Raw genomic sequence first — 12,420 nt, 5'->3', positions numbered from 1 at the left:
CTCCCGCCGTGCAAGGAAACTTAGCGCTGCAAGGGCAAGTAACTCTGCTTGAGCTGGCGCAAGACAAAGCTCGATTTGCTGTGGCGGATGCCGGGAATTTTGTATAAACGCTCGCGCAGCAGGCGTTCATAGTCGCGCGTGTCGCTGACCGCAATGCGCAAATAGTAATCGTAGTCGCCGGAAACAAGGAACGCTTCGAGCACTTCCGGGATCATGGCCAGCGCGTGGCCGAACTCGAACAGGGCCTGGTCGGAATGGTCATCCAGGGTGACTTGCACGATGACGGTGTCGGCCAGCCCCACCTTGGCCGCGTTGACGTTCACTGTGTAGCCCTCGATGACGCCATCGTCTTCCATGCGCTTGATGCGCGCCCAGCATGGCGACGAGGTCAGGCCCACCTTGGCGCTCAGCTCGTGCAGGCTGATGCGGGCATCCTGCTGCAGGGCCGTCAGGATGGCGAGATCGAATTTATCTAGCTTCATTCTGTCATATCCTTATTTCACAGCAAATTTTGCTGAAGTCTGTATTCTATACGAGAAAACCAGCAGCCTTTTCTGCCTGAGCAAGCAGAAAATAGATACATGAAACCCGATCCCGCTCCCCTCCTCGCTCCCGCCCACGATCTTGCGCCGCGCAACGGCGCCAGCACCCTGATCGACACCCTGCTGGCCCTGGGTGTCGACACCGTCTTCGGCTATCCGGGCGGCGCCGTTCTGCCCCTGTACGATGCGCTGCACGCGCAGCCGCGCCTGCGCCACGTGCTGGTGCGCCACGAACAGGCGGCCGTGCACGCGGCAGAAGGGTATGCGCGCAGCACGGGCCGGCCCGGCGTCGTCTTCGTCACGTCCGGCCCCGGCATGAGCAATACCACCACGGGCTTGCTCGACGCCCTGTGCGATTCGGTTCCCGTCATCTGCATCAGCGGCCAGGTGGCCACTACCAGCATCGGCACGAACGCCTTCCAGGAGTGCGACGCGCTGGGCATTTCGCACCCCGTCACCAAGTGGAACCGGCAAATCCGCGCGGCCGAGGAAACGGAGGCCGTGGTGCACGAAGCGTACGCGCAAGCCACGCAAGGGCGGCCCGGTCCCGTGCTGATCGATTTCCCCAAGGATATGCAACTGGCGCCCGTTGCGGCCAACACGCCGCCGCCATCCGTCGCAGCCGTCCCTGCTCCCCTGCCCGAGGCAGCCAATATCGAGCAAGCCGCCAGCCTGATCGCCGGCGCGCGCCAGCCCGTGTTCTATGGCGGCGGGGGCCTCATCAATTCCGGCCTCGATGCCTGCGCCGCTTTCGGCCAACTGGTGAAACTGGCGGCCGCGCCGTGCACCTTGACCCTGCTGGGCCTGGGCGCCTTTCCCGCCGCGCACCCGGCCTTCCTCGGCATGCTGGGCATGCACGGCACGCTGGAAGCGAACCTGGCCATGCACCACGCGGACCTGATCGTCTGCGTCGGCGCCCGCTTCGACGACCGGGTGACAGGCAGGCTCGACGCCTTCTGCCCGGGCGCGAAAATCATCCACGTCGATATCGACCCGGCGTCGATCGGCAAGGTGGTGCGCGCCGACGTGGCCTTGCGCGGCGATTGCGCGCCCGTGCTGGCGGCCCTGCTGGCGCAGCTGCGCGGCCGCTTGCTGGCCGACCGCCAGCCGTGGTGGCAGCGCATCGACGGCTGGCGCGCGCAGGACTCGCTGGCGTTCGATGACACGCCGGACGTGATCGCGCCGCAGGCGCTGATGCAGCGGCTGCAGGCGGCGCTCGATGGCAAGGACGCCATCGTCTCCACTGACGTGGGCCAGCACCAGATGTGGGCCGCGCAGCATATGCGCTTCGAGCAGCCGCGCCGCTGGCTCACCTCGGGCGGCGCCGGCACCATGGGGTATGGCTTGCCGGCCGCCATCGGCGCGCAGATCGCCCATCCGGGAAAATGCGTCGTGTGCGTCAGCGGCGACGCGTCGATTTTGATGAATATCCAGGAACTGGCCACGGCCGTGCAGCACCGCCTCCCCGTGAAAGTGGTGTTGTCGAACAATGGCTACATGGGCATGGTGCGCCAGTGGCAGGAACTGCATCACGGCGAGCGCTACAGCCACAGCTACACGGAAGCGCTGCCCGACTTCGTCGCCCTGGCGCGCGCGTTCGGCTGGCAGGCGCACACGGTGAGCCGGCGCGACGAGCTCGACGGGGCACTGGCGGCCTGCCTGGCATCGAGCGGCCCCTATTTCCTCGACGTACGCGTGCATGGCGAGGAAAACTGCTTCCCCATGATGGCGCCCGGCGCGGGGCATCATGAAGTGACCCTGTCCAAGGGAAAGGTGTACAGCGAACGGTAATCCGGCATGACCACCGGCCACGCCAACGATGTTGCCGGATTACGCGTGGCGTTGCCACGCTAATCCATCACCTCTCGCCACCACGGGTAGGTCGGATTAGCGGCGGTACGCCGCGTAATCCGACATCACCACGGGCCGGATTACGCCCAAATCCTGTAGACCCAATAACTTTCATCCTCGCGGCTGGCACGCGCCAGTTCCGTGGGGCTCAGGCCCGTGATGGCGCGCACTTCGCGGCACAGGTGGGCCTGGTCGGCGTAGCCGCCCTCGGCGGCGATATCGGTCCAGGAAGCATTGCCTTGCAGCATGGATTCTCGCGCGTCGAGAAACGACTGTTCCGCACGGCGCATGCGGCGCAGGGTGCGCATGGGCTGACCGGCCCAGGCCTTGATGCGGCGCTCGATATTGCGCGCGCCGCTGGCCAAGCCCGTCGAGGCCGCCTGCACGCCCAGGCGGCGCACCCAGTCCTGGATGGCGCCGGCCGGCTGGTCGCCGCTCTTGCGCGCCAGCGCCCAGCGCGGCGCGAGGAATGCCTCCACCAGCGCGATGCGCGCTGCATCGTCGGGCGCGGCCAGCACGGCGTCGGACAAGGCCAGCCAGTCCGCGTCGAACAGCGGTGCCAGCGGACGCACCTGGTCGAATAGGGCCGCCATGTCGATGCCCGTCAGTGCATGCAGAGCGGCCGGATACAGCATCACCATGAACGAGTGCACGGGGCCGGGGTTGTAACTGACCAGGGGATAGCCGCGCGGCCCGCTGAACAGGGCGGGCGGCATGCGCACGTGCAGCAGGTCGGGAGCGGGCGCGGCCGCCTCGACGTCGCCCGCGACCGTCCACAGCAGGCAGCACATGGGCGTGGCGGGAAAGCGGTTCAGGCGCTGCGCGGGCGGCAGCGGCGCGCAATGCGTGGTGTCACGCACGAGGAAGGCGCGCACGCAGGAAGCGAGCGCGGTGCGCGGCGCGATCAAGCGGGTCAGGGGCGTGGGGGCGGCAGGCATGGCGACGATTGTACCGGCAATGTTTGATGCTGCGCGCGCTGTCGTATTCGTTCATGTCGTATTCGTTCATGTCGTATTCGTTCAAGACGCGCGTGCGCAAGCGCGCTACAGTCAGGCCATCGTTCCACGACAACAGGAGCTTGCCATGCCGCCACTCGACCACGTCACTGCACCTGCACCCGCCGCCACCCTGCGCCAGATCCGCCACTTGCCGGGGCCATTCGCCTTGCCCATCATCGGCAACGCCATGCAAGTGAGACTGCCGCGCATCCACCGCGACGTAGAAGGCTGGGTACGCCGCTATGGCCCTTTCGTGCGCGCCTGGTTTGGCCGTACCCTGGTGCTGGTGGTGGCCGACAGCGAGGCCGTGGCAGCCGTGCTGCGCGACCGCCCCGATGGTTTCCGCCGCCCTCTCAGCAGCTACACGATTTCGGTGGAAATGGGCGGCAATCCCGGCGTCTTCCTGGCCGAGGGCAGCGAGTGGCGCAACCAGCGCCGCATGGTCATGGCCGGCATGGCGCCCGGCGCCATCAAGGCGTATTTCCCCGCGCTGGTGACGGTGGCGCAGCGCCTGCAGCGGCGCTGGCAGCATGCCGCCACGCAAGGCCAGGCCATCGCCCTCGATGGCGACCTGAAGCGCTACACGGTCGACATCATCGCCGGCCTGGCCTTCGGCAGCGAAGTCAACACGCTGGAATCGGGCGAGGACGTGATCCAGCGCCACCTGGACGCCATCCTGCCGGCCGTGGCACGGCGCAGCCTGTCGATGCTGCCATACTGGCGCTACGTCAAGCTGCCCGTCGACCGGCGCCTGGACCGCGACGTGGCAGCGCTGGACGTGGCTGTGGCGCAACTGGTGCAGCAGGCGCGCGAACGCATGGCGCACGACCCCGCGCGGCGCGTGCGGCCACCGAACTTGCTCGAAGCCATGATCGCCGCCGCCGACGAAAAGGACAGCGGCGTGAACGACCGCGCCGTGGCCGGCAATGTGCTGACCATGCTGCTGGCCGGTGAAGACACGACGGCCAACACGATTTCCTGGATCATCTATCTGCTGCAGCGCCATCCGCACAGCCTGGCCAAGGCGCGCGAGGAAGTGCGGCGCCTGGCGCCCGACGTGGCACAGTTCAGCGTGGCGCAACTAGATAGCCTCGACTACCTGGGCGCCTGCGCCAGCGAGGCCATGCGCTTGAAACCGGTGGCCCCCTACATTCCGCTCGAAGCGCTGCGCGACACGGTGGTGGGCGACGTGGCCGTGCCCGCCGGCAGCATGCTGTGGTGCGTGATGCGCCACGACAGCGTATCCGATGCGCACTTTCCAGACGCGCAAGCGTTCCGGCCCGAGCGCTGGCTGGAGGGCAGCGCCGAGGCGAACAACAAACGCGCCACCATGCCGTTTGGCGGCGGCTTGCGCACCTGTCCCGGCCGCTATCTGGCCTTGTTGGAAATCAAGATCGCCATGGCCATGCTGCTGGGCAGCTTCGACATCGCCGGCGTCGACACGCCCGATGGCGGCGAGGCGCAGGAGCTGATGGGTTTTGTGATGTCGCCCATCGGCCTGACGATGCGCCTGGCACCACCGCAGTGATACCATGGGGAAGTCCCATACATTCGACCTTCCCATGACCATTCGCCTCGAATCGCCGCAGCAAGCCGACGTGCAAACCCTGATCGCCGAGCTTGATGCCTATCAACAGACCCTGTACCCGGCCGAGTGCGTCTACTCGCTGGACCTGGCATCGGTGCCATCCGATACCCTGCTGTTTGCCGTCGCCCGCGATGCCGATGGCCGCGCGCGCGCTTGCGGCGCCATCGTCGTCACGCCCGCATTCGGCGAGGTCAAGCGCATGTACGTGCATCCGGACAGCCGCGGCCTGGGCCTGGCCAGGCGCCTGCTGGCCCTGCTGGAAGAACAGGCGCTGGTGCGCGGCTGCCGCTTGCTGACCCTGGAGACGGGCATTCACCAGCCGGCAGCCATCGCCCTGTACGCGCGCCACGGCTACCAGCGGCGCGGGCCGTACGGCGACTATCCCGACGACCCGTTCAGTGTCTTCATGGAAAAACCGCTGCAGGTGGCGGCATGAGCGCGCCTGCCGACAGCCTGTTTGATATCCGCGCGCGCCTGCGCGCCTTTGCCGACGAACGCGACTGGGACCAGTTCCACACGCCGAAAAACCTGGCCATGGCCCTGTCCGTGGAAGTGGCGGAACTGGTCGAGCACTACCAGTGGCTGCCCACGGGCGCGGACGCCGAGCTCGACGATGCCAAACGCACCGGCATCCGCCACGAGCTGGCCGACGTGCTGATGTACCTGGTGCGCCTGGCCGACAAGAGCGGCGTCGACCTGCATGCTGCCGTGCAGGAAAAGATGGCACTGAACGCACAGAAATACCCGGCGCAGCAGGTACGCGGCGACGCGCGCAAATATAGCGAATACTGATCACCCACTCGTGCGTGGCTGATGCCCAAAAAAGCGTAGCATCAAGCCATGCGTACTCCTCTCTCCCTGCTGCTTGCCTGCCTGCTCCATGGCCCGGTTGCCCTGGCGCAAACCGCGCCCGTGCCGCAAGTCAAAGTGGACGCCACGCGCGACCCCGTCGATAAATCCTACCGCAAGATGCTGCAGGGCGTGGACCGCTTCGAACGCGACCATGCGCTGGCGCCGCAGGCGGTGCTGCGCTTTCGCTTGCTGCCGCGCCAGCCCGGTGTGGACATGACGGGCGTGCGGCTGCGCATCGCCGGCGACACCGTCAGCATTCCGCTACCCCTGGCCGAGGACAACAGCTTTGCCCCCGTGCGCAATGCACAGGCCGCGCGCGAAGACGCCGTGCTGATCGCCAACCGCAAGGCCACCACCATGAGCTGGCGCGCGCAAGTCATCACGCCCGGCTTGCCGCCCGGCACGCGGCGCCTGGGCGACTTGCGCCTGGAATGCCGCGCCGGCATGGATTCGGGCCTGATCTCGAACGACCCGCAAATCATCGCCTGGCTGTCCAGCATGCTCTACAGCACCGACAAGGTGTGTTCCGAGCCGGACGGCAACTATTTGTTCTTCACGGACCGCCCCCTGTTCGGCGTGACCCTCGTGCATGGCGAGCGCAGGGTTTCGTTACCATTCAAGATGCTGTACGCGGGCGGCGAGCAAACGCCCGCCTCGCTGCCCTATTGCGATTGCCAGGTCTTGCTTGACCGTACGTATTACGCCCCCCTGTGGGACACCAGCTGGCCCGACGATACTCTGCTGGAATTTAACTATATGGACGAGGTGGCGCCATGAAGTGGCTCAGTGTCTTCGTGCTGATGCTGCTGGCCGCCTGCTCGGGCACGCGCGCCTTGCAGGCAAGCAAAAACGTGCCTTACGCTACCCTGGAACAGACGGTGCAACTAGGCAGCAGCACGCGCGAACAGGTGCGCGCCGCGCTGGGAGACAGCACGTCCATCCGTTTCGACAGCGGCAATGAAGTGTGGATGTACACCTACCCGGCCGCCTCGGGCGCGCAGGGAGAGTATGTGATTTTGTTTGGCGGGGATGGGGTGGTAAAGAAGGTACGCAGCGGGGAAGTGTATCGGGTGAAGCAGTAAGAGTACCCCACAGGCAAAACCCGGGGTCAGACCCGACGGGGGAATGCGCCCCAATGGGGAGCATTCCGATCACGCAGTGACTGACCCCAGCATTTTGCTACCTGGCCTTTAACAGCGCCCTTGCCGCCACACCCGCACCCACGCTGCGTCCCACGCCGGCAGCCTTGCGCTTGGGCGAGGCCTTCAGTTTGAAGATGCCGATCGACTGGGCCACGCTCTCGGTGCGCTGCGCCAGGCTACTGGCGGCCGCGGCCGCCTGCTCCACCAGCGCCGCATTCTGCTGCGTGATGCCATCCATGTGGATGACGGCCTGGTTGACTTGCCCGATGCCCTGGTTCTGCTCGCGCGTGGTCGAGGAAATCTCGTCCATCACTTCCGTCACGCGGGCCACCGAGGCGATCACTTCCGTCATGGTGGCGCCCGCATTGCTGGTCAGCACGCTGCCCGCATTCACGGTGGCGATCGAATGGTCGATCAGATTCTTGACCTCTTTGGCGGCGGTAGCCGAGCGCTGCGCCAGGCTGCGCACTTCGCCGGCCACGACGGCAAAGCCGCGGCCATGCTCGCCCGCGCGGGCCGCTTCCACGGCCGCGTTCAAGGCAAGGATATTCGTCTGGAAGGCGATGCCATCGATGAGGCCGATGATGTCGAGAATCTTGCGCGACGAGGTGCTGATCTCGTCCATCGTGGTGACCACTTCGCTGACGATGGTGCCGCCCTTGGCCGCGACGGTCGACGCCTGCGCTGCCAGCTTGTTGGCCGTGTCCACGTGGTCGGCGCTGTTTTGCACGGTGGACGTCAGCTCTTCCATGCTGGCCGCCGTCTGTTCCAGGCTGGACGCCTGCGATTCCGTGCGGCTGGACAAGTCCATATTGCCCGTGGCGATTTCCGCCGTGGTGATGCGGATATCCTCGAAGTTGGCGCGCACGTCGCCGATGATGCTGTGCAAGTTGATGTTGGTCTGGCGCAAGGCCGCCATCAATTGGCCCATGTCGTCGTCGCGCACTTTGTCGATGACGCCCGTCAAGTCGCCGCCGGCCATCTTGCGCGCCATCGTGACGGCGTCGCCCAGCGGAACGACGAGGGAATTGTGCAGATGGGCCCAGAAATACAGCATCAGCGCGACGGCGGCGGCGGCGGCACCGCTGAGCCAGCTGCGCGTGGCCGTGCTCGTGTCACCATCGATATTCCACACGGCACAGCCGAGGATGGCCAGCACCACGCCAAAGACGATGCAATGGAAGGCCAGGTCTTGCGACAGGGTCAGCTTGCGCCATTCGGCCAGCTTGGCGACCAAGCCCTGGCGCACGACGCGGCCATTGCGGATCGCCAGCTTGGCGGCATTGCCGTCTTTGAAACTTTTATACAGGGCTGCCGCTTCGTTGATCTGCTCGCGCGTGGGCTTGGTGCGCACGGACATATAACCGATCGGGCGGCCGTTTTCGATCACGGGCGTGATATTGGCGAAGACCCAATAGAAATCACCATTCTTGCAGCGGTTCTTGACCATGCCGGTCCACGGCATGCCCGTCTTGATGGTGTCCCACAGGTCGGCAAACGCTTCGGCCGGCATATCGGGATGACGCAGGATATTCTGTGGTGCACCCAGCAGTTCCATTTCTGAAAAACCGCTGACTTCAATGAAATACTGATTAGCGTAATTGATGTTTCCCTGTAAATCCGTCGTGGAAACAATCGTCATGCCTTCATTTAATACGTATTCATTTTGCGTGATAGGCGTATTGACCCGCATCGTCGCTCCTCTATTTTTTTCAACTAGCATAACAAAAACATAAAAACAATATACCACATCAAGCACCCTTGATATATCGCCCCGGCGACAGTGACACTGGTCAAATAATTTAATAAAAACCAATTCATTTATTTTTTAGAATTTACTTTGATTCAACTTGATTGATTTTATTGAATGCTAAATTCAAATTACGCGCACACACAATAATTAATAAAAAATTATGTATCTTCGTGGCAGGCGATAAATACGGCGTATGTGCCGATAAAAAGACGCAGGAAGACTGCCGTCATGACCAGCGCATGGCGACGCCTGCCGCCAACAATAACGCGGTAACAATATTCATTTCTTGAGGGAAAATAAAAACTGGCGCGAACGCGCCAGTGGGGGATGTGTCTCCAATCCGCGACACAGGCGCCGTAGCGCCCGTGGGGATGGCTTACTTGAATGTTTTGCGCGGCGACTTCGGACGCGGTGGCGCAGGCTTGCGTTCCGTCGTGCCATCGTCGAGGCTGATGCGCAGTTTCTGACCAGAAACGACGACCGATTTCAGGTGGTCGAGGATTTCCGGCGGCATGCCTTCCGGCAGGTCCAGCACACTGTAGTTGTCAAAGATATCGATGCGGCCGATATGCTTGGCTTCCAGGTTCGCTTCGTTGGCGATGGCGCCGACGATGTTGCTTGGCGTCACAGCGTGCTCACGGCCCACTTCGATACGGTAAGCCGTCACGCCCGGGCGTGGACGTTCCTTCTTCGGCGCGCGCGGCGCTGGGGCTGCCTCGCCCGCGTCCGCTGGCGCATCCTTGAACGCTGGCGCGGACTTGGCGGCAAACGGCTTGCGTGGCGCGGCTGGCGGCGCCAGGTCCGGCGCGTCGCCGTCACGGCTGATGCGCAGCTGCTGGCCCGCGACCCACACGGTTTTCAGCTGGTCCAGCAATTCTTTCGGCATGCTGTCTGGCAAGTCCAGGACGCTGTAGTCGTCATAGATTTCGATGCGGCCGATGTTTTTCGAATCGATGCCCGCTTCGTTGGCGATGGCGCCCACGATATTGCCCGGTTTCACGCCATGCTGATGACCGACTTCAATGCGGAAGGTCTGCATGCCGGCGTCGGCTGGACGTTGAATGCGTTCCTTTTTCGGGAAGGCCGGGCGTTCGCCACGGTCGCTGCGCTCGTTACGGTCGAAGCGGTCGCCCCGTTCCGGACGGTCGTTGCGCTCAAAACGGTCTTGGCGCACAGGACGGTCGTCCTGCCACGTGGCTTGCTCGCGCGCCTTGTTCTTGTCCAGCAGCAGCGGCGTATTGCCACGCGCCATCTTCGCCAGGGCGGCGGCGATTTCGATGGCGGGAATGTTTTGCTCGCGCTCGAAATCCTCGATCAGCGACTGGAACTGTTCCAGTTCGCCCAGGGCCAGGGTTTCGCTGATCTGTTCCTTGAACTTGGCGATACGCACGTCGTTGACGGCCTGGATCGTTGGCAGTTCCAGCATGCCGATCGGCTGGCGGGTCGAGCGTTCGATGGCTTTCAACAAGTTCTTTTCACGCGGGGTGATGAACAAAATCGCTTCGCCGCTGCGGCCGGCGCGGCCCGTGCGGCCGATGCGGTGGGTGTAGCTTTCCGGATCGTGCGGCACGTCGTAGTTGACGACGTGGCTGATGCGCTCGACGTCCAGGCCGCGGGCGGCCACGTCGGTTGCCACGAGGATGTCGATCTTGCCGTCTTTCAACTGCTGGATCGTGCGCTCGCGCTGCGCTTGCTGGATGTCGCCATTGATGGCGGCAGCCGAGAAGCCACGCGCTTGCAGCTTGCCGGCCAGCTCTTCCGTACCCAGCTTGGTGCGGGCAAAGATGATCATGCCGTCAAACGCTTCCGCTTCCAGGATGCGGGTCAGCGCGTCGAGCTTGTGCATGCCCGACACCAGCCAGTAGCGCTGGCGGATGTTGTCGGCCGTGCCCGTCTTGGCGGCAACCGTCACTTCGGCCGGGTTCACCAGGTAAGTGGTGGCGATGCGCTTGATGACGGAAGGCATGGTGGCCGAGAACAGGGCCGTTTGATGGCCTTCCGGGGTTTCTTTCAAGATACGTTCGACATCGTCGATAAAGCCCATGCGCAGCATTTCATCGGCTTCGTCCAGCACCAGGGTTTTCAGCTTGGACAGGTCGAGCGAACCCTTGTCCAGGTGATCGATGACGCGGCCTGGGGTGCCGACGATGACGTGCACGCCGCGGCGCAGGGCCGACAGTTGCGGGCCGTAGCTTTGGCCGCCGTAGATCGGCAACACGTGGAAGCCGGGGATGTGGGCGGCGTACACCTGGAACGCTTCGGCGACCTGGATGGCCAGTTCGCGCGTCGGTGCCAGGACCAGGGCTTGGGGTGAGCTTTGTTTCAGATCGATGCGCGACAGGATCGGCAAGGCGAAGGCGGCGGTTTTACCCGTGCCTGTTTGCGCCTGGCCCAGCACGTCGCGGTTCGCGAGCAATAATGGAATCGTGGCCGCCTGGATAGGCGACGGTGTTTCGTAACCGACATCCTTGAGCGCGCGAATCAGCGGCTCGCTCAGGTTAAGGTCGGAAAATAAGGAAATTGGTGTATCAGACATGAAATCACTCACAAGTTCGCTCGAATCGCCCAATGCGAAAGAGTGTATCTGCTAGTTTACTCTTTACTGGACCTTACCGGGTGGAACGAGGCGGCAGAACGCCATTTTTTGCATTCTAAAACGCAGAAAAATCGGCGATCCGCACGCAATTGGTGCAAAAATCAAACAATATTATGTGTTTTGCAATGGATATGCCGGTTTTACAGGTGCGCCTCGATATTGCTTGCCGCATCGACCGAGTGGCGCAAAAATTCCAGCAAGTCCTCGTTCAGCCTGTCCTTGTGCGTCGTCGCCAAGCCGTGCGGCGCGCCCGCATACACGAGCAGCTTGCTGCCGATGATGAGCTCGGCAGTGCGCCGCGCCGAGGCGGCGATCGGCACGATCTGGTCGTCGTCGCCGTGGATCACCAGGGTCGGCACGTCGAATTTGGCCAGGTCAGCAGTGAAATCCGTCTCGGAAAATTGCTTGATGCACAGGTAAGACGCCGGCATGCCCGCCTGCATGCCTTGCCGCCAGAAACCGTCGCGCACGCCCTGCGAGGGCTTCGCATCGGGCCGGTTGTAGCCATAGAAGGCCACACTCAAGTCGCGGAAAAATTGGCTGCGGTCGGCCTGCACGCCGGCGCGGATGGCGTCAAAAACGGATAGCGGCAAGCCCAGCGGATTGTCGGCCGTCTGCAGCATCAGCGGCGGCACGGCGCCCACCAGCACGGCGCCGGCCAGGCGCCCGGTGCCATGGCGGCCAATGTAGCGCGCCACTTCGCCGCCGCCCGTCGAGTGGCCGACGAGCGTGGCGCCCGTCAAGTCGAGCGCGGCGATCAGGGCGGCCAAGTCGTCGGCATAGGTATCCATGTCGTTGCCGTCGAAGGGCTGGCTGGAACGGCCATGGCCGCGCCGGTCGTGCGCGATGACGCGGTAGCCGTGCGAAGCCAGATAAAACATCTGGTCTTCCCACGCGTCGGACGACAATGGCCAGCCGTGGCTGAAGACGACGGGCGGGCCGCTGCCCCAGTCCTTGTAGTGGATCAATGTACCGTCGTTAGTACGCAGGGTATTGTTTGAATGCAAGTCAGGGGGTGTCATGGAACGCTCCTTGTCGGTGGACCAGCAGCCATTGTGGCCGCAATGGCGCACGCACGCCGCGCGCTACGCTGGAGCA

11 protein-coding genes are annotated in these 12,420 nt (G+C 63.8%); 6 read left to right on the top strand and 5 right to left on the bottom strand.

All coding sequences use genetic code 11. From position 1 onward, the window contains the following. Positions 1 to 20: 20 nt before the first annotated feature. Positions 21 to 482: an Lrp/AsnC family transcriptional regulator gene (locus FG13_RS22065; protein ID WP_034784295.1), complete on the bottom strand. Its 462-nt coding sequence runs from the start codon at positions 480 to 482 to the stop codon at positions 21 to 23. Positions 483 to 581: 99 nt separating this feature from the next. On the opposite strand from FG13_RS22065, the gene ilvB reads away from it, so the two are divergent. After that, complete coding sequence (gene ilvB, locus FG13_RS22060) at positions 582 to 2,333, top strand: biosynthetic-type acetolactate synthase large subunit (RefSeq protein ID WP_035824350.1); 1,752 nt, start codon at positions 582 to 584, stop codon at positions 2,331 to 2,333. Positions 2,334 to 2,473: 140 nt separating this feature from the next. On the opposite strand, the gene FG13_RS22055 is transcribed toward ilvB, so the two are convergent. Next, a complete protein-coding gene (locus FG13_RS22055) occupies positions 2,474 to 3,331 on the bottom strand; it encodes a helix-turn-helix domain-containing protein (RefSeq protein WP_035824347.1) in 858 nt (285 codons plus the stop codon). Between the two features lie 145 nt (positions 3,332 to 3,476). Between FG13_RS22055 and FG13_RS22050 the strand changes: the two genes are divergently transcribed. The 5 genes from FG13_RS22050 to bamE are packed head-to-tail and all read left to right on the top strand — an operon-like array spanning position 3,477 to position 6,913. Further along, positions 3,477 to 4,919 carry a cytochrome P450 gene (locus tag FG13_RS22050; RefSeq protein WP_035824344.1) on the top strand — a complete coding sequence of 481 codons (1,443 nt, stop codon included), beginning with the start codon at positions 3,477 to 3,479 and terminating at the stop codon, positions 4,917 to 4,919. A 34-nt stretch (positions 4,920 to 4,953) separates the two neighbouring features. Further along, positions 4,954 to 5,415, top strand: a complete 462-nt coding sequence (locus tag FG13_RS22045; RefSeq protein ID WP_035824341.1) for a GNAT family N-acetyltransferase — start codon at positions 4,954 to 4,956, stop codon at positions 5,413 to 5,415. Further along, positions 5,412 to 5,771, top strand: a complete 360-nt coding sequence (locus FG13_RS22040; protein WP_035824338.1) for a nucleotide pyrophosphohydrolase — start codon at positions 5,412 to 5,414, stop codon at positions 5,769 to 5,771. Before FG13_RS22045 ends, FG13_RS22040 begins: the two co-directional genes overlap by 4 nt. Positions 5,772 to 5,819: 48 nt before the next feature. Then, a complete protein-coding gene (locus FG13_RS22035) occupies positions 5,820 to 6,608 on the top strand; it encodes a hypothetical protein (protein ID WP_035824336.1) in 789 nt (262 codons plus the stop codon). Further along, positions 6,605 to 6,913 (top strand): outer membrane protein assembly factor BamE domain-containing protein, encoded by a 309-nt coding sequence (gene bamE, locus FG13_RS29140; protein ID WP_051959347.1) that lies wholly within the window; start codon positions 6,605 to 6,607, stop codon positions 6,911 to 6,913. Before FG13_RS22035 ends, bamE begins: the two co-directional genes overlap by 4 nt. A gap of 97 nt (positions 6,914 to 7,010) precedes the next feature. On the opposite strand, the gene FG13_RS22025 is transcribed toward bamE, so the two are convergent. The 3 genes from FG13_RS22025 to FG13_RS22015 all read right to left on the bottom strand — a co-directional run bounded on the left by FG13_RS22025 (position 7,011) and on the right by FG13_RS22015 (position 12,344). Further along, positions 7,011 to 8,666 carry a methyl-accepting chemotaxis protein gene (locus FG13_RS22025; protein ID WP_035824334.1) on the bottom strand — a complete coding sequence of 552 codons (1,656 nt, stop codon included), beginning with the start codon at positions 8,664 to 8,666 and terminating at the stop codon, positions 7,011 to 7,013. Between the two features lie 436 nt (positions 8,667 to 9,102). Further along, the gene (locus FG13_RS22020; RefSeq protein ID WP_081922845.1) at positions 9,103 to 11,262 is read right to left on the bottom strand and encodes a DEAD/DEAH box helicase; all 2,160 of its coding nucleotides are present in this window, start codon (positions 11,260 to 11,262) and stop codon (positions 9,103 to 9,105) included. Between the two features lie 200 nt (positions 11,263 to 11,462). Beyond that, positions 11,463 to 12,344 (bottom strand): alpha/beta fold hydrolase, encoded by an 882-nt coding sequence (locus FG13_RS22015; RefSeq protein WP_051959344.1) that lies wholly within the window; start codon positions 12,342 to 12,344, stop codon positions 11,463 to 11,465. Between the last annotated feature and the right edge of the window lie 76 nt (positions 12,345 to 12,420).

The sequence above is a fragment of the Janthinobacterium sp. RA13 genome (genome assembly GCF_000745325.1).
Classification (GTDB): domain Bacteria; phylum Pseudomonadota; class Gammaproteobacteria; order Burkholderiales; family Burkholderiaceae_D; genus Janthinobacterium; species Janthinobacterium rivuli.
The sequence above is the reverse complement of the archived record's forward strand: the minus strand, read 5'-3'. Positions and strand labels throughout refer to the sequence as shown.

Coding starts and splice junctions, on each gene's coding strand:
- FG13_RS22020 (WP_081922845.1), bottom strand. CDS start 11,262: ATGTCTGATACACCAATTTCCTTATTTTCCGACCTTAACCTGAGCGAG.
- ilvB (WP_035824350.1), top strand. CDS start 582: ATGAAACCCGATCCCGCTCCCCTCCTCGCTCCCGCCCACGATCTTGCG.
- FG13_RS22040 (WP_035824338.1), top strand. CDS start 5,412: ATGAGCGCGCCTGCCGACAGCCTGTTTGATATCCGCGCGCGCCTGCGC.
- FG13_RS22015 (WP_051959344.1), bottom strand. CDS start 12,344: ATGACACCCCCTGACTTGCATTCAAACAATACCCTGCGTACTAACGAC.
- FG13_RS22050 (WP_035824344.1), top strand. CDS start 3,477: ATGCCGCCACTCGACCACGTCACTGCACCTGCACCCGCCGCCACCCTG.
- FG13_RS22055 (WP_035824347.1), bottom strand. CDS start 3,331: ATGCCTGCCGCCCCCACGCCCCTGACCCGCTTGATCGCGCCGCGCACC.
- FG13_RS22035 (WP_035824336.1), top strand. CDS start 5,820: ATGCGTACTCCTCTCTCCCTGCTGCTTGCCTGCCTGCTCCATGGCCCG.
- bamE (WP_051959347.1), top strand. CDS start 6,605: ATGAAGTGGCTCAGTGTCTTCGTGCTGATGCTGCTGGCCGCCTGCTCG.
- FG13_RS22065 (WP_034784295.1), bottom strand. CDS start 482: ATGAAGCTAGATAAATTCGATCTCGCCATCCTGACGGCCCTGCAGCAG.
- FG13_RS22025 (WP_035824334.1), bottom strand. CDS start 8,666: ATGCGGGTCAATACGCCTATCACGCAAAATGAATACGTATTAAATGAA.
- FG13_RS22045 (WP_035824341.1), top strand. CDS start 4,954: ATGACCATTCGCCTCGAATCGCCGCAGCAAGCCGACGTGCAAACCCTG.